A 20,250-nucleotide genomic window follows, 5' to 3' on the forward strand; every position below is an offset into this window, starting at 1 on the left:
CGCTGCGCCAGTGTTGGTGGCGAGTTGCGGGGGCGGCGGCGGCGGTGGGGGCGGGGGCATCGCGTTTCCGATAGCCGCTTCCACGACGCCTGCCGCTGCGGCGGATGGCGCGAACGCGCCCGCGCCCGGGATGGGCGTCGCTTCGACACCGACGGCAGCGCCACCTCCCGCGCCCGCCATCCCGCCCGTGGCCGCCCCGGCCCCGGCCCCGGCTCCGGCCCCGGCCCCGGCTCCGGCTCCGGCTCCGGCTCCGGCTCCGGCTCCGGCCCCGTCGGAGCCTTCAAGTCTGCTGAAGGTGACGGAGGTCGCGACAGGCCTGCCATACCCTTGGTCGCTCGCGTTCCTGCCCGACGGCCGCATGCTCATCACCGAGCGCACTGGCCGGTTGCACCTGCGCAAGTCCGACGGCTCGGCCGTCAACGGCGGCAACGATACGGTGTGTTGTGTCCCGGCGGTCGACAGCGACGGGCAAGGCGGCTTGCTCGATGTGGTGCTCGACCCCGCCTTTGCCACCAACCGCCGCATCTACATGACCTTCGCCGAACGCGACGCGGCCAATGCGACGCTCAACGGCACGGCGGTCTTGCGCGCCGTGCTCGACGCGGACAACCTCGCGCTGGCCAACGTGACGGTGATTTACCGGCAGACGCCCAAGGTCGCGCAAAGCGAGGCGCACTTCGGTTCCCGGCTCGCGTTCGACAGCCAGGGCTATCTCTTCGTCACGATGGGGGAGCGGCTGCTCGACTCGCAACGTGGCTTCGCACAGGACTTGACGCGCGGCAATGGCAAGGTGGTGCGCATCACCACCGACGGCAATCCGGCGCCGGGCAACCCGAACTTCGGCGTGGCGGGCGCCCTGCCGGCGATCTGGAGCTACGGCCACCGCAACCCGCAGGGCGCGGCCATGCGGCCCGGCACCAACCAGTTGTGGACCAGCGAGCACGGGCCGCAGGGCGGCGACGAAATCAACCTGACGCAGGCGGGCCGCAACTACGGCTGGCCGATCATCAGCTACGGCCAGGAATACGGAACCCTCCTGCAGGTGGGGGAGGGCACGGCCAAGGCTGGCATGGAACAGCCCGCAACGGTTTGGGAAAAGATCGACGGGTCGGCCTGGGCGCCGGGCACGCAGAAGTCGTCGATGGCGCCCAGCGGCCTGACCTTCTACTCGGCACCCAACATTCCCGAATGGCAGGGCAACCTGTTCGCCGGTGCGCTGGCCGGAACGTCGCTGTGGCGCATCACGCTCAACGGCGACACGGTCGTATCTCGCGAGCGCCTGCTGGCCGAGCGCGCAGAACGAATCCGGGATGTGCGCCAGGGCCCGGACGGTTGGCTCTACGTGTTGACCGACGGCGCGAGCGGGAAGCTCTTACGACTTCAGCGTTGAGCGGCGGCAGGGGCGCGGGATGCGCGCTGGCGCAGCCGAAGCTGGAGCTTCGATCGAATCGGTCGATCGAACCAGCGGTCCGCGGCCCAGCTGACCGCGACGACGGTCACGAGCAGCAAGGTAGTGCCAATCACCACCTTGGCGTCCAGCACGGAGGCTGGATAGAGGTAGAGCCAGGCACGAAGGAGGGGCCCATGCAACACGTAGACCGCATAGGAAAGGACGCCAAGGCGCTGCAATGCGTCGCCCACGCGGCCATGCGGGAGTTCCGCGGCACCCAGCACCACGATCAACAGCGGAAAGACCAGGAAGATCGCTCCGAGTTCAAGCCAGAGATGCGCCGGCGCAACAAGCAAGCCGAACAGGACCGCCAGCGCCGCCAGGCTCGTCGCGCCGCCCATCGTGCGTCGTATCGGCGTGCGGCGGCAATGCCATTCATAGAGCTGCATGCCGAGGAAAAAGGAGAAGCAGACACGCGGTACGCCCATGACGATCGTGTTCCACGAGGAGCCGCCAAGGTCGTCCTTGACCAGCAGTTGCACGACCAGCAGTACGCCGGAGACGGCGATCACCGCCCAGCGCACTGCCGGTCGCTGCATCTGCCTGGCATAGATCGCGAACACGAGGTTGACGGCCAATTCGAAGGCGATCGACCAGGCGGCGATGTTGAACGGATAAAGATAGGCGCTGAAGTCGAGCGAGGGTGACGGCAGCATGACCAGCGCAAACGGCAGCTTGCCCGCCAACGCAAAGATGGACCAGGGAATGGGCCTTGAATCGATCACCATGCCGGCCAGCCAGACGAGCAGCAGAATCAATGAGAAAAGATAGAGCGGGTAGAGGCGGATCAACCGCACCACCATGAATTCGCGCACGCTCATCCGGCCGGCAGTGAGCTTGTCGAGATAGGCGTGCGCGAGCACGAAGCCGCTGAGCCCGAAGAAGAAGTCGACCGCGAGATTGGCGGATTCGAACGCGTGGCCGCGCAGCGCTTCCGGGAGGTGGTGCACGATGACCATGAGTGCCGCGACTCCGCGGCCGGCATCGAGGGCACTGAAAACATGTTTTTCGGCGGCTGGGTTCATTCCCGACGATGGTAGCCGCACAGCGTGGGGTCCCCAGCGCCATCGGGCGCCGCATTCCGCGGCTCGAGTACTTTGCCTCAGCCCGGCGATCTCGCCGCGACCACCCGCTTGCGCACCGCACCGATGTTGTTGCGCAACGCATAAAGCTCGTCGGCGTAGGAGAGCGGCACCGCGACCTTGTTGACCCTGCGGTCGATGTCATCGAGTTCCTTGATGAGTGCCTCGCGCTCGCCCTCGCCTGCCTCGAGCTTCGTTTCGACCTCGCGCAGCCGGGCATACCAGCGAAACACGCGCGAGCGCACGCGGAAGGTATAGAGCGGCGGCACCACCTTCGACAGCGGCAGCATCAACACGATCAATCCGCCCAGCACCAGCCACATGCGCTCGACCAGGTTGCTGGCCCAGAACGGCAGGTAGCGTTGCCAGAACGGCGGCGTTCCGTTGATGGCGCGGTCGCCCTCCGGGCTCACCGGCAGTTCGCTAGTGCGCGTGTTCGGAAAGTCGCGCGCCCGGTTGAACCAGCCTGCCTCGCTGTGCAGCTTCTGCGCCGTCTGCGCGAACAACTGGCGCAGGGCCGGGTGGGTTTCCTCCCGCGACAACAACGACGTGGTGGCGGCCAGCAGCGCAACGTCGTGCGGCGGGATGTCCTTGTCCAGCGTGACCACGCCGCGCGGCAGTGCCACGGCCGACAGGAAGGCGAAGCGCCGCGCGTAGGCGTCACCCTGGTCGAATGCCATCAGCTTGATGTTGGGCGAACGCAGCAGTTCGCGCACCAGTGGCGACTGCGGCGCAGACGCCAGCACGACCACGTCGATCAGGCCGGCTTGCAGGGCCGCGTTGGCCGGCGCCGGTTCGAGGTGGGACAGGTCCATGTCTTTCGCGTCCATGTGGTTGGCGTCGAACAGCTTGTCCATGATCTGCGGCACGCCGCTGCCGGCCTTGTCGACATTGACGTGCAGGCCCTTGAGTTGCGCCAGCGAGGTGAGCACGCCCGTCTTGCGATCGATCTTGCGGCCGACCTCCTCACGGTAGAACACCCAGATCGGCTCGTAGAACAGGCTGCCCAGCGAGGTGATGCCCGCCTCTTCGTCAGCCACCGCATCGGCCGCGCCGCCGCGCACGAAAGCCACATCGGCGCCGCCGCTGCGCAGCAGGGCCAGGTTGTCGAGCGCGCCGTCGGTGGGCTTCAACTCGACCGTGATGCCACTGGCCGCCAGTGCCTGCTGGTAGCGCTTGCCGAACTCCGCATAGGCGCTGCCCGCGGGGCCGGTCGCCAGCACCACCGTCCTGGGCGGCTGCGGGTCGAGGTACCAGTAAGCCGCGATCAGCAGGCCGATCACGATGAAGATCACCGGCCCGATCGAGACGATGAGGTCGCGGATGGTCAGTAGAAAAAGACGGAGGGCGCGGGGCATGTGATTCAGAGATTCCGGTTAGGGCGGGGGGCGGGCAAAGTCGCGCGCGGCTGGCGCGTGGAGGCTGCCTATCGTCAGGGATTCTGCCGCGCGCACGGCACGCAACGTCGCCCGCGCCACCACCTCGGCCGCCATCGCGCTGAGCACGGTCATGCCCGGCGTGGCACCCGTGGAGGGCGCACGGCAGGTCGCGAGCGCGAACAGCGTGTCGCCGTCGCTCATCGTGTGCACCGGGTTGATGCTGCGCGCTAGCCCATCGTGCGCCACCATCGCAAGGCGGTTGGCCTGCACCTTGGTCAACACCGCATCGGTCGCGACCACGCCGAGCGTGGTGTTGGTGCCGGCCAGCAGTGGCTGAGGCAAGTCGCCTCGCAGCAGCGCGCGGCGCGTATCGAGCAGTGCGCGGCCATCCGCCGTGCGCGCGCCGGCCACCACCCGGCCAGTATCGGGATCGATCACGTCGCCGAGCGCGTTGCACACGATCAGCGCGCCCATCGTGACGCCGGCCACGGTCACCGAGCCCGTGCCGACGCCACCCTTCATCGCCCGGTCGATGCCGAACAGCTTGCCCACCAATGCGCCACTTCCGGCGCCGACATTGCCTTCGGCCGGCGGCTGGCGCGATGCCGCCTCGCAGGCCGCGTAGCCTGCAGTGGCATCGGGGCGGATGCGCGGGTCGCCCATCGGCAAATCGAACAGCACGGCGGCCGGCATGATGGGCAGCGTTCCGTAGCGCACATCCATGCCCACGCCGTGTTCTTCGAGCCAGCGCACGGCCCCGTCGGCGGCGGCAAGTCCCCAGGCGCTGCCCCCGGCGAGCATCACGCCGTGCACGCGCTCGACCAGGTTGCCCGGCGCCAGCAAGTCGGTCTCGCGCGTGCCGGGCGCCGCGCCGCGCACGTCAACGCCGCCGACCGCACCCTCGCGCGCAAGGATGACGGTGCAGCCGGTGGGGCGGCGCGTGTCGGAGAAGTGGCCGACCTCGATACCGGCGACATCGGTGATGGTGCCCGCAGGCGGCAGTGGTGTGTGGGACATCGGCGGCGATGATAAGGCGATGCTCCCTGGACATGTCCAGCGTGTCCTGGGCAGTACCGCGACCGCCTGTTTCCGACGTCCGCCGCCACGACGAAGCCGGTAGCCGACGCGTCCTGTCGCGACCGTATCAGTTCTTCACCATGCTATTGCCAGACCCGCGAGGCATGAACCAGAACGAGCACTGCGAGCTCTGTTCGTGGGCACCCGCGGAACCGGCTTTGCCGGGCCGCCGGGTGCGCCCCCTAGAGGCCCCTGGAGGGGGAGGCGCCGCAGGCGCTTCGGGGGTGGTTCATTTCGGCACTGCGAGGTCTGTTCATGGGCACCCGCGGAACCGGCTTTGCCGGGCCGCTGGGTGCGCCCCCTAGAGGGGGAGGCGCCGCAGGCGCATCGGGGGTGGTTCATTTCAATCGGGCTCGACCAGCACGTCGATCTGCGCCGACAGCACGGCCTTCCTGAGCTCGTCGTGGTCGCGCTCGTTCTGGTCTGCGTAGGCGGCCGCGAATCCGGCGATCGCCTTGTCGAAGGTGTCGTTCTTGCCGAGGTAGCCGCTGATCTGTGCGGGATCGCCGGAGCGCGCATGGGCGCGCGCGAGCGTCCAGCCGCACAGCGTGGCGTAGTCGTTCATCCCGCTGGGTAAGAGGGTGTCGACCAGCGCGCTGATCTTCATGTCCCGGAGTTGCCGCACGAAGAAGTCGCGACCGAGCCGACCCCGGGTCCAGCCGAGGAAGATGTCGCTGGCCGATTGGATCAGGCGGTAGCCGTTCACGACCCGCTGGCCGTGGTTGGCGTGCAGGCTTTTGCCGGCGTAGGCCTCGAGCACCGATGCACGCGCCTCCTTCACCTGGAGGAAGAGCGGGTCGCTCTTGCCAGCCATCAGCAGCGCCACGGCGCAGAAGGTGCCGACGCTGCCCACGCCCACGACCTTGATCGCGACGTCCTTGATTTCGTAGCGATCGATCAGGGTGCGCCGGTCCTCCTGCACCGAATCGCGGTAGCTGCCAAAGGCCTCGCGGGCGCGGTCGAGCATGGATTGCCCGCGCTCGTCGTTCGGGTGGTAGATGAGGGGCGGATTGTCCCTGATGGTCGGCACCTCGCCCGCCATGGCGGCGAGCTTGGGGAAGTCGTGTTCGAGCACACTGCGGCGGCGTGCCGCGGCAATGCGCTTTTGCAGGCGCTTGCGGGTCGATTGGTCGCCGACGAAGGTCAGGGCTTCCTCGATTTCAATGCAGGAGTACCAGACTTCGAGCACCGACATCCGGCTGTACTCCGCCATGCGCTCGCGATAGCTGCGCACGCATGCCAGTGCCGCATCGCGCGCTGCACTTTCGCTGAATCGGTTGTTACGGCTTGCCACCACGAAGCTGGCCGCGAGCCGCTTGACGTCCCACTCCCATGGCGCGGGGAGCGTTTCATCCATGTCGTTGACGTCGAAGATCATCCTTCGCTCCGGCGTGGCGAAGGCGCCGAAATTCATCAGGTGGCAGTCGCCGCATGCTTGCACGCGCATGCCGGTGACGGGCGTATTCGCCAGGTCGTCCGCCATGTTGAGCGCGGCCCCGCGATAGAAGGTGAAGGGCGTGTGCACCATGCGGCCCATGCGCAGCGGGACCAGTTCCGGATTGCGGCCCTTGTTGGCCTGGTCCAGCAGCGCCAGCGGATCGGGGCGGTGGGACGATGGTGCCCATGCGGCATGCGATTCGCGCGGGCACTTGTCTCGCATGCTCTTGCCGAGCGCTTGCTGATCGGCGCGCGACAGGCGCGGTCGCGCCTGGGCTGGCGCCGCGCGCCTCTTTTTCTGTTCTTTTGCCACATCCCCTCCAGTCGGCCGCAATCGGGGCCGCCGGCATCGAGCGTAGCGCAAGTCGATTTGTTTGGCACCATATGCGTCATGCCAATTGCCACCGCCGCCATTCTTTGCCTCGCCCTTTCCGTCTCGGACGGCGACACCCTCAAGGCGCTCTGCGACGAAGCAGCGCTGCCGCAGAACCTCGTCACGGTTCGCCTCGCCGGCATCGATGCGCCGGAAAGCAACCAGGCTTTCGGGCAACGCGCCAGACAGGCTTTGAGGGACCTCGTGCTCGACAAGACGGTGCGGCTCGAATGCCGCGCCAACCCCGACCGCTACGGGAGAAGTGTGTGCAAGGTGATGGTGGCGCCGTCTTCATGCACGCGCGAGCCGTGCGCGAGGACGATGGATGCGGGCCTCGCCATGCTCACGCTCGGTCTGGCGTGGTGGGAGCCGCAATACGCGCGGGAACAGACGCCGCAGGAGCGCGGCCAATATGAGTTTGCCGAGTACGAGGCAAAGGGCAAGCACGCGGGGCTGTGGACGGACGGCGATCCGGTGGCGCCATGGATCTGGCGCCAGCAGCACCCGCATCCCCGCTGGTAGCGCGGCGCGCGATTCAGTGCAGGGTGTTCGGGCCGCTCGACTCCGCGTGGGCTTCGGTGCGGCGCTCGAGGGCCGCAATGCCGGCCATCATCGCGGCCGTGTAGGTGGGCATAGGCCCTGCGGCGTAGTCGACGGGCACCGGGTTCTGGTCCGGCGATTCCTGCTTGAGGAGGACCCAGCAATAGTGGCCCGGTATGGGTTCGTCGACGATCAGTTCAATGCTGTGGGCGTTCATGGCGTGTCCTTTCGCGGGGGGCGATCTGGCGGCTCGCAGAATGAGAACGAACGGCCTCGGCGCATTTGAAAATCCCCCATCCAGACTAGCTTTTGTCGTAGCGGCAATCCAGAGTCCGGCGTTGTAAACAACGCCGCGGGCGTGATCAGTTGCACGCTTGCGGCCGGCGAATTTCGCAGGAAACGCCGGGCGCGCAGTTGGCGGCCATGACGCCCCCGTCACCGTGTCGCCCATAGCAAGCCGCGCTCGAAGATCGTGCGCATCTGGGGCACCTCGAACTCCTTCGATACGTGGCCCAGGGCGCTGTAGAAAACGCGGCCGTGGCCATGCTTGCGCTTCCACACCACGGGCATCCTCACGCCCTCGATCCACGGCGCATGTTCGCCGCTGAAGGTGGTCGTTGCGAGTACCTCGTTCGACGGATCGACGTGCATGTAGTACTGCTCGGAGCGGTAGTCGAAGTCGTCCAGGCCGGCCACGACCGGGTCGTCGGGCCGCGCAATATTGACTCGGAAGTCGATCACGTTGCCGGGGTGCGCCACCCATTGCCCGCCGGTCATGAACTGGTATTCGACCGAGTCGCGGAAGGCGTCGCACATGCCGCCGTGGAAGCCCGCCAGGCCGACGCCGCCGCGCACGGCCTGGGAGAGGTTGGCGGCTTCATCCTTCTCGATCGTCGACATGGTGAAGATCGGCACGATCACGCTCAGGCCGGCGATGGCCGGATCGGCGAAGGCCCTGGTGGTGGTTTCGACGCGCACCTTGAAGCCGTGCGAGACCAGCATGCCGGCAACGATGCCCGCGCATTGCTCTGGCTCGTGGCCGGCCCACCCGCCCCACACAATCATTGCTTCACGCATTTGGCATTTCTCCGTTTGTATCAGTCGAGTTCGCCTGGCGGCAGGTGTGTGGGCAGCATCGCGGGGCGTTGGGGCCGCGTCTCGATGGTGACGTGCCGGCCGCTGTCCGACGATGTCTGGAACGCTTCCATCACTTCGAGCACATGCAGGGCCAAGGCACCCGATGCGCGATGCGGCCGGTTGTTGCGAATGGCGAATGCCAGGTCGGCCGCGCCCATGATTCGGTGGTTGCCGGTGGCAAAGGGGTGCTCGGTGGGTTGCGGTATCCAGTCCTGGCCGGCGCGGGCGAGTTCGATGGCGCCGAAGAAGCGGTTCGGGTCGGGCGCGCTCAGGCTGGCTTCGGTGCCATACAACTCGATGTGTGAATGGCGATGCCGGGGAACATCGAAGCTCGTGGCAATGGACACTACCGCGCCGCTGGCGAATTCCATCGTGCCGGTGACGTGCGTGGCAACCTCCACCGGGATCTTCGTGCCCTTGAGCGGCTCACTGGTGATGACGCGTTCCGAGCGCGCACGCGCCACCGCGCCGGACACGCGCGCCACCGGGCCGATCAGGTTGACCAGCGCCGTGATGTAGTACGGACCCATGTCGAGCATCGGCCCGCCGCCGGCCGCGTAGTAGAAGGCCGGGTTGGGATGCCAGCGCTCGTGCCCCGGGCACATGAAGAACGCGCTGCCGGCCAGCGGCTGGCCGATGGCGCCTTCGTCGATGAGCTTGCGGCAGGTCTGGTGCGAGCCGCCGAGGAAGGTGTCGGGCGCGCAGCCGACGCGCAAGCCGTGCTTGTCGGCCTCTTCCAGCAGCGTGCGGGCCTGGGCCGTGGAAAGGCCCAGCGGCTTTTCGGAATGCACGTGCTTGCCGGCACGCAAGGCTTGCAAGCCGACTTCGACATGCGCGGCCGGAATCGTCAGGTTGACGATGATCTCGATGGACGGGTCGCGCAGCAACGCGTCCACCGAACAACTCTTCAGGCCGAACTGCGCCGCACGCGCCTGTGCGGCCTCGGGCTTCATGTCGGCCAAGCCGCGGATGTCGAGGATGGGAAAGGTCGATGCCGCCTTGAGATAGGCCTCGCTGATGTTTCCGCAGCCGATGATGCCGATACCGACTTTGCTCATTCAGGTTTCCTTGGTGGGATGCGTTGCGCGTTCAGCCCTTGACCGAGCCCGACGTCAGGCCGGCCACGATGTGTTTTTGCGCGGCGAAGAACATCACCACTGCCGGCAGGATGGTCAGCGTGATGAAGGCGAGCACCAGGTGCCAGTCGGTCGAGTACTCGCCCTGGTAGGCCATGATCCCGAGCGGCCAGGTGTAGAGGCTGTCGCGGTTGAACACCACCAGCGGCAGCAGGTAGCCGTTCCAGCTGTGCACGAACACGATCACCGCCACGGTGGCCAGGATCGGCCGCGACAGCGGCAGCACGATGTGCCAGAAGAACAGGAAATAGCCGCAGCCGTCGATCAGCGAGGCTTCGAAGAGATCGGGCGGAAGTTGCTTGAAGTAGTTGCGAAACAGGAGGATGCTGGTCGCCAATCCGAAAGCCACTTGCGGCAGCACCACGCCCCAGTACGTATCGAGCAGGCCCAGGTCGCGGATCTTGATGAACAGCGGCAGGATCGCCGTCGCCGCCGGGAACATCAGGCCCAGCAGCAGGTAGTTGAAGAGAAAGTCCGAGCCGAAGAAGCGTACGTGCACGAAAGTGAAGGCGGCCATGGCGGAGACGGTCACGGTCAGCACCACCGTGAGCACGGCAATCACCAACGAGTTGAGCATCAGGCGCCAATAACGCCCGCCGCTGAGGATGTCCCAGTAGTTGCTCCATTCCCAGTGGGCCGGCAGGCCGAACGGATTGACCCGCAGGTCGCCCAGCGTCTTGAAGCCGCCGAGCGCAGTCGCAAACAAGGGCACCAGCACGATCGCCGCCACGAGGAACAGCACCGCATAGCGCAGCAAGGGCGACATCGATCCGGTGATCGACCCGGGATCCCGGAAGTTGCGGCTAGTCATGGCGCATCAAGGTCTTCTTGTACCCGAAGGCAAACACCACGCAGATGCAGAACAGCACCACGCCCACCGCGCTGCCGAAGCCGATCTGCATGCGCGTCACGCCGTAGGTGTAGAGGAAGGTGACCATGGTCTGCGTGCTGTCGGAGGGGCCGCCCTTCGTCAGCGGCATGATGACGTCGAAGAGCTGGATCGAGCCGAGGATCGCGAAGAACACCGACAGCCGGATCGTCGGCGCGAGCAAGGGCAGGGTGATGCGCCGGAATATCTGCCAGTCGGTGGCGCCGTCCATGCGCGCGGCTTCGTTCAGGTTGCGGTCGATCTGCTGCAGCCCGGCGATGTAGAGGATCATGTGGAAGCCGAAGTACTTCCAGATCACCACCACGAGGATGGCGTACATCGCCACTTCGGGCTCGGCCAGCACATACGGTGCGGTGGCGCCGAACAGCCCCCAGACCTTGGCAAGGAAGCCATAGTCGCCGTCATAGACAAAGCGCCAGATCAGGCCGGCCGCGATCTCGGCCAGGATGTAGGGCAGGAAGAAGATGAGCCTGAAGCTCGTGGTGCCGCGCACCTTTTCCGAGAGCAGCACCGCCATGGCAAGCGCCAGCGGCAGTTGCACCAGCAGCGACACGACGATGACCAGCAGGTTGTTGCCGAGCGCCGTGCGAAAGGCCGGCGTCTGGAACAGCAATGCGAAGTTGCGCCATCCGACGAACTGCGTGGGTCGGCCATAGCCGCTCCAGTTGAAGAAGCTGTACCAGGCCGCCTCGCCCATGGGCAATGCCACGAACAGGGTGAACAGCAGCAGGGCCGGCGGCAGGAAGAACAGGACGACGGTAGTCGACGCGCGGTTGCGCCGGGACATGCGCAGACTGGCCCACGCCGAGCCCGGCATCGTGCTTAATCTCCAGGCCAGAAACACCGCGGAAACGGCTTTGCCGGGCCGCCGGTGTTGCCCCCGGCAGGGAGAGGGAGGAGTGCGCGCAGTGCGCGGAGCCTGGGGGAGAGTGTCAATTCGTCAGCTTCCATGCCGCCTGCACCGCGTTTGCGGCGTCCAGCGGGGTGGTGCGTCCGGCCGCGAGATCGGCGGACACGTCATTGACCACCGCGCCGACCGACGGCCCGAGCATCTGGTCGTAGTAGATCTGGTGGTACTTCGACTTCGAGACGTTCTCGGCCAACTGGCGCAGCACCGGGCGCTTGATCGAATCCTGCGTGCCGTTCACCACCGGGATGTAGAGCCCTTTGTCAGCCGCGATCTTCTGGTTGTTCGCCTCCATGAAGAAGCGCAGGAATTCCGTCGTCGCGGGTGGCGAGCCCTTGGTGACCAGCCAGCCGTTCATGCCACCGAGCGTGTCGCTCGGGTCGCCCTTGCCGCCGGCCACCGTCGGGAACGCCATCCAGCCGAGCTTGTCGTCGGGGATGCCGATCTTGTCGGCCGAGTTCGCCTTCATCGAGCCCAGCATGCCGTTCAGCATCAGCACCATCGCGCCCTTGCCGTCGCCGAACTGGCCCGACGATTGCGGAAACGTCGCGCCGAGGTAGCCCGGCTGGAACGGCTTGAGGTCGGCCAGTTGCTTGAGCATCTCGCCGGCGCGCACGAAGGTGTCGGACGCAAAGCCCTTGCCTTCGCCGCGCAGGGCCGCATCGAATGCGGGCTTGCCGCCGATGCGGATGGCCAGGTGCGACCAGTAGAAGTGCAGCGGCCATTTGTCGCCACCGCCCGCGATGATCGGCGTGATGCCGGCCGCCTGGAACTTCTTCACCGCGCCGAGCAGGTCGTCCCATGTCTTGATGGACGAGGCGTCGACGCCGGCCTTGGCGAACAGGTCCTTGTTGTAGAAGAAGCCGACCTGCGACGTCTGGAACGGCACGCCGTAGATCTTGCCGTCGATGACGTAGGGCGGGACCGAGGCGGCCATCAAGGTGTCTTTCCAGCCGCTGTTCATCGGCGCCGTCAGATCCTCGATGACGCCGGCCTTGACCTGCTCGCGCAGCACGCCGCCGCCCCAGCTGTAGAGGATGTTCGGCTTGTCCGGCGACTGCAGCAGCGTCGTGAGCTTTTTCTTGTACGACTCGTTCTCCAGGTACTGGATGTCCACTTTCACGCCGGGATGCGCGGCCTCGAAGCGACGCGCGACGTCGTTGTAGAACGTGGTCACGTCGGGGTTCTGGTCGACATGCATCAAGCGGACATTGACGTCGGCCAGCGCGCCATGGGCCGCGATGAGCGCTGCGGTCGCGACAACGGCCGAGGACAGGAACTTGGCAGGATTCACCGGAGGTCTCCCTTTGTTTGGCGGGCGAACTAATCATGGGTCGGATGCGGCGTGGCGTCAGTAGGGGCTTCCACCAGTCCCCGGCAATACGTTCATCGAAGCCGAACGGCGTCAACCGCCACCGGCCGGGGGCGCGGCCTCGCGCTCGCGCACCAGGTCGCGCAGCACATCCGGGAAGTCCGTGATGAGGCCGTCGACGCCCATGTCCAGCAGGCGGGCCATGTCGGCGCGCCGGTTCACGGTCCACGGCAGCACGGTCATGTGCAGCGCATGCGCCTGCCGCACTTGCGCGGCCGTCAGGTTGTTGAACGCGGGTGACCAGATGACCGGCGCATTGCCGCCGGCCGAGGCGGCCTGCACCAGCAGCGGTGTCGTTGCGAAGTCGGCGGCGGACAGGCCGAGCGTCCAGCGGCTGTCACGCAGTGTTCGCGCGGTGGTGAGGTAGGCGCGCGGCAGTTGCGGCGCCCACCGGCCCACCAGCGCCAGCGTGCGCCAGTCGAAGCTCTGGATGGTCACGCGCTGTGCCATGCCGGCCTTGTCGATCTCCGCGAGCAACGCGTGCACCATCGACTCGGGCGCGGCGGTGTCGTCCGGCCGGGTCGGGTCGACCTTGGTCTCGATGTTGAAGCGGATCTTGCCGTCCCCGCGCTCGCGCACCAGCGCGAACAGCGCGGCGAGCGTGGGGATGCGCTCGCCATCCCTGGGCTTCTGGCTCGCGAAGGGCTTGCCGTAGTTGCTGGCGGGGTTCAGCCGGCCGACGTCGTAGCCCTGCACCTGGGCCAGCGTCATCGAACGGAGGGTGGGGCCGGTCCTGGGCAGCCAGGCACCGGTGGCATCGCGCGTGTGGTCGGGGTTGAGCGCGGTGTCGTGCGAGATGACGACGACGTCGTCGGCGGTGAGCCCGATGTCGAGTTCCAGAGTGGTCACGCCGAGCGCCATGGCGTTGGCGAATGCAGCCAGCGTGTTCTCCGGCGCGAGGCCGCGGCCGCCGCGATGGGCCTGCAAGTCCAGGTCTCGTGCCGGCGTGGCGGCCTGTGCCGCGCCTCCGGCCAGCAGCATGCCGGCGAGCAGACAGGGGCAGCATCCGCCAGCCAGCCAGCGCGCGGTGCCGTGGAGGAATGTGCGCTTCACGCGTGCGCCGCCGTTACTTGAGTTCCACCTTGATGCCGTCGTTCAGCACCGTGATCGCGCCGATCTCGTAGGTCTTGCGGCCCAGCGTCAGCTCTTCGCGCCGGAAGGTATGCAGCGGATAGTCGCGCAGCAGTTCCTGCGCGACGATGGCGCCCACCTGCTGCAACCGCTCGGCGTCGCGCCCGGCGACGCCTTGCAACTCGATGCGGTCGGCGCGAGGCTCGTCGAGCCTCAGTGTCAACGCGGCCACGTCGTACTTCAACGCGCTGCTGACCGACACGATGCCGCCGACCGCGGACGGCTGCAGCAACGGGCTTCCGATGACGACGATGGCCGAGATGGCGGCGCGGTTGTTGCGCGCATCCAGCGTCAGTTGCGGATCGCGCAGAAGCACAGAGAAGATCTCCGCATAGCGCTGTTGCACCGGGAACCGCTTCGCGATCTGCGCCATCAGCTCTTCGCGGCTGGCCGTGTATTCGCTGGTGAAGAAGTTGAAGCCGGCGAGGGCGGCCAAGGGTGCCGGCAACGCCGCTGCGCCAAGCAGCGCGCGCAGGACACCGCGGCGGGGCAAGACGCTCGTAAAAAATGGATGGGCCATGAAGATCGGAGCTTGCCATAGCCGCTGCCGTTCCCGCCACTTGCCGAGCGCATGCACGCGACCCGCGGGCTGGCGGCGCAGGGCCGTGCGGCGCCATTCCTTGCGGACCGTTACGATGGCGGCCCACCACCAGAGAGGTAGCCCCGTGACCCTTTCCTCCTCCGACATCGCGGCCCGGCGCCGGGCCTTCAAACAGCTGCATGCCACCGGCTGCTTCGTCATTCCAAACCCGTGGGACACGGGCAGCGCGCGCTACCTGAAAGGCCTTGGCTTCAAGGCGCTCGCCACAACCAGTTCGGGCTGCGCCTGGTCGCTGGGCCACGCCGATGGCGACTTGTCGCGGGAAGTGGTACTGGCCCATCTTCGCGAGATGGTCGCCGCGACCGATTTGCCGGTGAACGCCGACTTCGAAAGCGGTTTCGCGAGCGACCCGCAGGGCGTCGCAGACAGCGTGCGCCTGGCGATCGAGACCGGCGTGGCCGGCCTGTCCATCGAGGACTCGACCGGCGACCCGGCCGATCCGTTGCTGGACATCGAGGTGTCCGTCGCCCGGATGCGCGCGGCCCGTCATGCCATCGACAGGGCCGGGGGTGACACGCTGCTGGTGGGTCGCGCGGAGAACTTCATCGTCGGCCGCCCTGACCTGGACGACACCATCGCGCGGCTCAAGGCCTACGCCGAGGCCGGTGCCGACTGCCTCTACGCACCGGGCATTCGCACGCGCCAGCAGATCGAGATCGTGGTGGCCGCCGTTGCGCCAAAGCCGGTCAACCTGCTTGTCGGGTCGACCAGCGAGCTCACGATGCACGACATCGCCGCACTCGGCGTGCGGCGCGTGAGCGTGGGCGGTGCGCTGGCACGTGCGGCATGGGGTGGCTTCATGCGCGCGGCCCGCGGGCTGGCGGAGCAGGGGCGGTTCGGCGGCTTCGCCGATGCGGCGTCCGGCGTGGAGTTGAACGCACTATTTCGCGAAGACGCCCGGCCGTCGCCAAGGTGACGCCATCAGGGCTTCCCTGATGTGGAATTGCTGCGCTGCCGCGTAGGCTCGGCCTCTCTCCTGGAGACTCAATGGACCGTCCGCACTTCAAGTTCTGGCCCGCGCGCCTGCCGAAATCCATCACCGTTCCCGCAACCTCGCTGTGGCACAACCTCGCCACCAGCGCCGCGCGCTATCCCGACAAGCCCGCGCTGGTCTTCTTCGGTCGCGTCATCACCTACAGCGATTTCCTGGCGCAAACCGAGCGCCTGGCTGGCACCCTGCACGCGCTCGGCGTGAAGCGCGGCGACCGCGTGATGCTCGACATGCAGAACTCCCCGCAACTCGTGATCGCGCACTTCGCGATCCTGCGGGCCAATGCGGTGGTGGTGCCGGTCAATCCGATGAACCGGGCCGAGGAACTGAAGCACTACATCGTCGATCCCGACGCCAAGGTCGCCATCACCACCGGCGACCTCGCGGCCGAACTGGCCAAGGCCAGCGATGCGTTGCCGCCGGATCAGCGGCTGGCGCACATGGTCGTCACGCAGTTCACCGACGCCTTCGATGCGGACGTGCAGGGCGACGATGCGCCGGCTCCCGCCTGGCGCGACTGGCTGCTCACGCGCCATCCGCTGCCCAGACTGGCCGGCGGCAAGGTCACGAGCTGGACCGACGCGATGGGCGCGGGTCACATGCCGCCCCTGCATGTCGTGGGCGCCAACGACATGGCGCTGTTGCCCTACACCAGCGGGACCACCGGCTTGCCCAAGGGCTGCATTCACAACCATTCGAGCCTCAACCACAACGCCTTCGCCGCGCAACTCTGGGGCCTGGGTTCATCGGAAGGCGTGATGCTCGCCGTGGTGCCGATGTTCCACATCACCGGCACGGTGAGCCTGATGCACACCACCATCGTGTTCGGCGGCACCATGGTCATCATGCCGCGCTGGGACCGCGACGTGGCGGGCCGCCTGATCTCGCGCTGGAAGGTCACGAGCTGGACCAACATCCCGACGATGGTCATCGACCTGCTGGCCAGCCCGAACTTCGCGAACTATGACCTGAGCAGCCTGACCTATATCGGCGGCGGCGGCGCGGCCATGCCACAAGCCATCGCGCAGCGCCTGCTGGACCTGTACGGCCTCAAGTACCAGGAGGGCTACGGCCTCACCGAGACGGCCGCGCCGTCACACGCCAACCCATTCGAAAACCCGAAGCAGCAATGCCTCGGCATCCCGTACATGAGCACCGACTCGCGCGTGGTCGACCCCGACACGCTGCGGGAAATGCCCATCGGCGAATCCGGCGAGATCATCACGCACGGCCCCGAGGTGTTCCAGGGCTACTGGAAGCGGCCCGACGCCACGGCCGCGGCCATCGTCGAATTCGAGGGCAAGCGCTTCTTCCGCACCGGCGACATGGGCCGCATGGACGAGGACGGCTACTTCTTCATGACCGACCGGCTCAAGCGCATGATCAATGCGAGCGGCTTCAAGGTCTGGCCGGCCGAGGTGGAACTGCTGATGTTCAAGAATCCCGCGATCCAGGAGGCCTGCATCATCGCGACGAAGGACGACTACCGCGGCGAATCGGTCAAGGCCGTGGTGGTGCTGCGCGCCACGCACAAGGACACCACCGAGCAGCAGATCATCGACTGGTGCCGCGAGAACATGGCGGTCTACAAGATCCCGCGCAAGGTGCAGTTCGTCGATTCTCTGCCCAAGAGCGGCAGCGGGAAGGTGATGTGGCGGGTGCTGCAGGAGGCGGAGAACGGCTGAAAAAAAGGAATGAAACTCCGGCGCGATCTGACGCGCCGGCACCCTGCGCAACTGCCGCCCGCCTCGGAAACCGGATTCGTCCCAAGCGGCCCAAGACTTGGTCGCGTACTCCGCTCGGCCCCATTTGTAGCGGCTGGAGCCTGATCTGCTTGAACTTCGCCGTTGGGCGATGTGCAAAAGGGACGGAGAGCAGGGGTCATGACACCGCTTCGTCAAGTCGTCGCGTCAGCCTGGGTGGACGGCCGGCGCCGTGTGTGCGCGCAACAGCCAGAGTCACGCATGGTCCTGCGGCCTGTGCTCGGCGCTCGTCTCCGGCACCACGCGCGCGCTGCGCTGGTAGGTGCCATAGGCGCTGGCCCAGTCCATCAGCACGATCAGCCGGTTGCGAAAGCCGATCAGGAAGTAGACGTGCGCGAACAGCCAGAACAGCCAGGCCATCCGGCCGCTGAATCGCAGCGGGCCGAGCGGCGTGCTCAGGTCGACCACCGCGGCATTGCGGCCGATGGTGGCCAGGTTGCCGTAGTCGGCGTAGCGGAACCGCTCGGTAGGCTGGCCCTTGATGCGGCGCAGGATGTTGGCAGCCGCGGCTCGGCCCATCTGCTTGGCGCCGGGTGAGACGCCCGGCACGGGCTTGGGTTCCTTGCCCTTGTGAAAGCTCATCGCGGCGGCCAGGTCGCCGACCACGCTGATCTCGGGGTGGCCGGCCAGGCACAGGTCCGGCTCGACCTTGAGCCGGCCCGCGCGGTCGACGCTCATGCCGAGCGCCTCGCCAAGCAGGCGGCCCAGCGGCGAACCGGTGACGCCCGCCGCCCATACGACGCAGCGGCTGTCGATCCTGTGCACGCTCGCAGGCGCCCCGTCCTTGCCGCCGCCCGTCTGGAAACTCAGCCCATTGGCATCGATGGACGTGACCTTGGCATTCAGTTGCACTTCGACGCCCAACTCCTCCAGATGCTTCTGTGCCTTCTGGCTCAGGCTTTCCGGCATCGCTTGCAGCACGCGTGAGCCGCCCTCGATCAGCATCACCCGCGATTTGGCCGGGTTGATGCGGCGGAATTCCCCCTTCAGCGTGTGCCGCGCGATCTCGACCATCGTGCCGGCCATCTCGACGCCGGTCGGGCCGGCGCCGATCACGCAGAAGGTAAGCATCGCGCGCCGCTTTTCAGGGTCGGGCTCGAGTTCCGCGGCCTCGAAGGCAAAGAGCACCTTGCCGCGAACGGTGAATGCGTCCGCCAGCGTCTTCAGGCCCGGCGCGTTGGCCGCCCAGTCGTCGTGCCCGAAGTAACTGTGCGTCGTGCCCGCAGCGACCACCAGGTGGTCGTAGCCGATTCGATGGCCGTCGGCCAGGATCACCTCCCGCGTGGCCGGCGCGAAGCCGCAGACTTCGCCCATCAGCGTCGTGACATTGCGTTGGTTTCGAAACAGGGCACGCGCTGGCGCCGAGATCGACGGTGCCGCCAGGCCGGCCGTGGCCACCTGGTACAGCAGCGGCTGGAACAGGTGGTGGTTGGTCCGTTCGATCACCGTGATGTCGACGTCCGCCCGCTGCAGCGCTCGTGTCGTTTCAAGTCCGCCGAAACCGCAGCCGACGATGACGATGCGGGGACGCGCAGGGAGTGTGGGCGAGGTGCTCATTCTTGATTATCCCGATAAACTTTGTGGCCTTCCGGGGCCTGGGGGAAGGACGTATCGACTGGGCGCGCTCTGAATGGGGTTTGTGGCGCCGGCGCGATTTTGTCCTACGAGCATCCCGGGCCCCGATCGGCTACAACCACGCTTTGCCCGCCAGGAGACCGCATGAATCCGGACAGGCCGCTTGCGCAGGCGGCAGACACCTTGCGTGAGCAGTATCGTGCCGTGCGTGCCCACAGCCTGGCCCTGGCGGCGCCGTTGTCGGCCGAGGACCAGTGCATCCAGTCGATGCCCGACGCGAGCCCGACCAAATGGCACCTGGCGCACACCACCTGGTTTTTCGAGGCCGTGCTGCTGCAACCGCACACACACGGCTACACGCCGTTCGACACACGCTTTCACTACCTTTTCAACTCGTACTACGAGGCCTTGGGCCCCCGCCATCCGAGGCCGCAGCGCGGCTTGCTGACACGGCCCTCGGTGGACGAGGTGCGTGCGTATCGCGCACATGTGGACGAGGCAGTGGAGGCCCTGCTCGGCCGGGCAGTCGAGGGCGCGTGGCCACAGGTCGAGGCGATCGTCATGCTGGGCCTGCAGCACGAGCAGCAGCATCAGGAACTGCTGGTGACCGACATCCTCCATGCGCTGTCGTGCAACCCGATGTTGCCGGCGTATCGGTCGGCATCGGGTCCCTCGCTGCGGCTGGCCGCCGTGCCGGCGTCGATGCGCTGGTTGCGCCATGCGGGCGGGCGGGTCGAAGTCGGGCACGCGGGCGGGGGCTTCTCGTTCGACAACGAAACGCCCCGTCACGAGGTGCTGCTTCGGCCCTTCGAGATAGCCGACCGGCTCGTCAGTTGCGGTGACTATGCGCAGTTCATCGCCGACGGCGGCTACCAGCGTCCCGACCTGTGGCTGTCGGACGGTTGGGCGACGGTGCAGGCGCAAGGCTGGCGTTGCCCTGCCTACTGGCTTGCGCCGGACGATCCGCGCCTTGCGTTGCATGGTGCTGGCGGCGGGGGCAATTCGGCCGGCTGGCAGGTGTTCGGCGTGCATGGGGTGCGTCCACTGGAAGCCGATGCGCCGGTGTCGCAATTGAGCTTTTACGAGGCCGCCGCGTACGCCGAGTGGGCCGGCGCGCGGCTGCCTACCGAATTCGAATGGGAAGCCGCCAGCAGCCTGCCAGGCATCCGGCAGCTCACCGGCCATGTCTGGCAGTGGACGCGTTCGTCGTACGACCCATATCCCGGCTTCCGGCCGCTGCCTGGCATCGCGGCCGAATACAACGGCAAGTTCATGGTGGGGCAGCTTGTGCTGCGCGGCGGCAGTTCGGCCACGCCGGACGGGCATGCGCGCCCGACCTACCGCAATTTCTTTCCGCCGGCCGCGCGCTGGCAGTTCACCGGGCTGCGGCTCGCGCGGGAGCTTTGACAC

Annotated in this window: 18 protein-coding genes; 5 read left to right on the forward strand and 13 right to left on the reverse strand. The window is 67.0% G+C overall.

Going from position 1 to position 20,250, the window contains the following annotated elements:
• The first annotated feature begins 295 nt into the window (after window positions 1–295).
• Entirely contained in the window at window positions 296–1,390 is a 1,095-nt protein-coding gene (locus tag WKW80_RS19265; protein ID WP_340365179.1) for a PQQ-dependent sugar dehydrogenase, read from the forward strand.
• Here WKW80_RS19265 and WKW80_RS19270 read toward each other — a convergent pair.
• The 4 genes from WKW80_RS19270 to WKW80_RS19285 form a co-directional block, all read right to left on the reverse strand.
• The gene (locus tag WKW80_RS19270) at window positions 1,381–2,475 is read right to left on the reverse strand and encodes an acyltransferase family protein (RefSeq protein ID WP_340365180.1); all 1,095 of its coding nucleotides are present in this window, start codon (window positions 2,473–2,475) and stop codon (window positions 1,381–1,383) included. The two genes, WKW80_RS19265 and WKW80_RS19270, sit on opposite strands and share 10 nt — an antisense overlap.
• 77 nt (window positions 2,476–2,552) lie before the next feature.
• Window positions 2,553–3,890 (reverse strand): TAXI family TRAP transporter solute-binding subunit, encoded by a 1,338-nt coding sequence (locus tag WKW80_RS19275; RefSeq protein WP_340365181.1) that lies wholly within the window; start codon window positions 3,888–3,890, stop codon window positions 2,553–2,555.
• A gap of 18 nt (window positions 3,891–3,908) precedes the next feature.
• A complete protein-coding gene (locus tag WKW80_RS19280) occupies window positions 3,909–4,928 on the reverse strand; it encodes a P1 family peptidase (protein WP_340365182.1) in 1,020 nt (339 codons plus the stop codon).
• Between the two features lie 403 nt (window positions 4,929–5,331).
• Window positions 5,332–6,648, reverse strand: coding sequence for a DUF2252 domain-containing protein (locus tag WKW80_RS19285; protein WP_340365183.1), 1,317 nt, complete (start codon window positions 6,646–6,648; stop codon window positions 5,332–5,334).
• A gap of 15 nt (window positions 6,649–6,663) precedes the next feature.
• Between WKW80_RS19285 and WKW80_RS19290 the strand changes: the two genes are divergently transcribed.
• The gene (locus WKW80_RS19290) at window positions 6,664–7,320 is read left to right on the forward strand and encodes a thermonuclease family protein (RefSeq protein ID WP_340365184.1); all 657 of its coding nucleotides are present in this window, start codon (window positions 6,664–6,666) and stop codon (window positions 7,318–7,320) included.
• Window positions 7,321–7,333: 13 nt separating this feature from the next.
• On the opposite strand, the gene WKW80_RS19295 is transcribed toward WKW80_RS19290, so the two are convergent.
• The 8 genes from WKW80_RS19295 to WKW80_RS19330 all read right to left on the reverse strand — a co-directional run bounded on the left by WKW80_RS19295 (window position 7,334) and on the right by WKW80_RS19330 (window position 14,430).
• Window positions 7,334–7,555: a hypothetical protein gene (locus WKW80_RS19295; RefSeq protein ID WP_340365185.1), complete on the reverse strand. Its 222-nt coding sequence runs from the start codon at window positions 7,553–7,555 to the stop codon at window positions 7,334–7,336.
• 218 nt (window positions 7,556–7,773) lie between these two features.
• A complete protein-coding gene (locus tag WKW80_RS19300; RefSeq protein WP_340365186.1) occupies window positions 7,774–8,415 on the reverse strand; it encodes a ThuA domain-containing protein in 642 nt (213 codons plus the stop codon).
• Window positions 8,416–8,435: 20 nt separating this feature from the next.
• On the reverse strand, window positions 8,436–9,533 hold the full coding sequence (locus tag WKW80_RS19305) for a Gfo/Idh/MocA family protein (RefSeq protein WP_340365187.1): 1,098 nt from the start codon (window positions 9,531–9,533) through the stop codon (window positions 8,436–8,438).
• Between the two features lie 31 nt (window positions 9,534–9,564).
• Window positions 9,565–10,422, reverse strand: coding sequence for a carbohydrate ABC transporter permease (locus WKW80_RS19310; RefSeq protein WP_340365188.1), 858 nt, complete (start codon window positions 10,420–10,422; stop codon window positions 9,565–9,567).
• On the reverse strand, window positions 10,415–11,287 hold the full coding sequence (locus WKW80_RS19315) for a carbohydrate ABC transporter permease (RefSeq protein ID WP_340365189.1): 873 nt from the start codon (window positions 11,285–11,287) through the stop codon (window positions 10,415–10,417). Before WKW80_RS19315 ends, WKW80_RS19310 begins: the two co-directional genes overlap by 8 nt.
• 145 nt (window positions 11,288–11,432) lie before the next feature.
• Window positions 11,433–12,701 (reverse strand): ABC transporter substrate-binding protein, encoded by a 1,269-nt coding sequence (locus WKW80_RS19320; RefSeq protein WP_340365190.1) that lies wholly within the window; start codon window positions 12,699–12,701, stop codon window positions 11,433–11,435.
• A 111-nt stretch (window positions 12,702–12,812) separates the two neighbouring features.
• A complete protein-coding gene (locus WKW80_RS19325) occupies window positions 12,813–13,832 on the reverse strand; it encodes a glycerophosphodiester phosphodiesterase (protein WP_340365191.1) in 1,020 nt (339 codons plus the stop codon).
• A 13-nt stretch (window positions 13,833–13,845) separates the two neighbouring features.
• Window positions 13,846–14,430, reverse strand: a complete 585-nt coding sequence (locus WKW80_RS19330; RefSeq protein ID WP_340365192.1) for a DUF1439 domain-containing protein — start codon at window positions 14,428–14,430, stop codon at window positions 13,846–13,848.
• A 145-nt stretch (window positions 14,431–14,575) separates the two neighbouring features.
• Here WKW80_RS19330 and WKW80_RS19335 point away from each other — a divergent pair, with 145 nt between their 5' ends.
• Together WKW80_RS19335 and WKW80_RS19340 are read left to right on the forward strand one after the other, a co-directional pair.
• Window positions 14,576–15,427 (forward strand): isocitrate lyase/PEP mutase family protein, encoded by an 852-nt coding sequence (locus WKW80_RS19335; protein ID WP_340365193.1) that lies wholly within the window; start codon window positions 14,576–14,578, stop codon window positions 15,425–15,427.
• 71 nt (window positions 15,428–15,498) lie between these two features.
• Entirely contained in the window at window positions 15,499–17,187 is a 1,689-nt protein-coding gene (locus WKW80_RS19340) for a long-chain fatty acid--CoA ligase (protein ID WP_340365194.1), read from the forward strand.
• Between the two features lie 273 nt (window positions 17,188–17,460).
• Here the strand turns inward: WKW80_RS19340 and WKW80_RS19345 are convergent, their stop codons facing one another.
• Window positions 17,461–18,822 carry an NAD(P)/FAD-dependent oxidoreductase gene (locus tag WKW80_RS19345; protein WP_340365195.1) on the reverse strand — a complete coding sequence of 454 codons (1,362 nt, stop codon included), beginning with the start codon at window positions 18,820–18,822 and terminating at the stop codon, window positions 17,461–17,463.
• 162 nt (window positions 18,823–18,984) lie between these two features.
• On the opposite strand from WKW80_RS19345, the gene egtB reads away from it, so the two are divergent.
• Entirely contained in the window at window positions 18,985–20,247 is a 1,263-nt protein-coding gene (egtB, locus tag WKW80_RS19350; RefSeq protein WP_340365196.1) for an ergothioneine biosynthesis protein EgtB, read from the forward strand.
• Window positions 20,248–20,250: the final 3 nt, after the last annotated feature.

It is taken from the genome of Variovorax humicola (genome assembly GCF_037889915.1).
In the GTDB taxonomy this organism is placed as follows: domain Bacteria; phylum Pseudomonadota; class Gammaproteobacteria; order Burkholderiales; family Burkholderiaceae_C; genus Variovorax; species Variovorax humicola.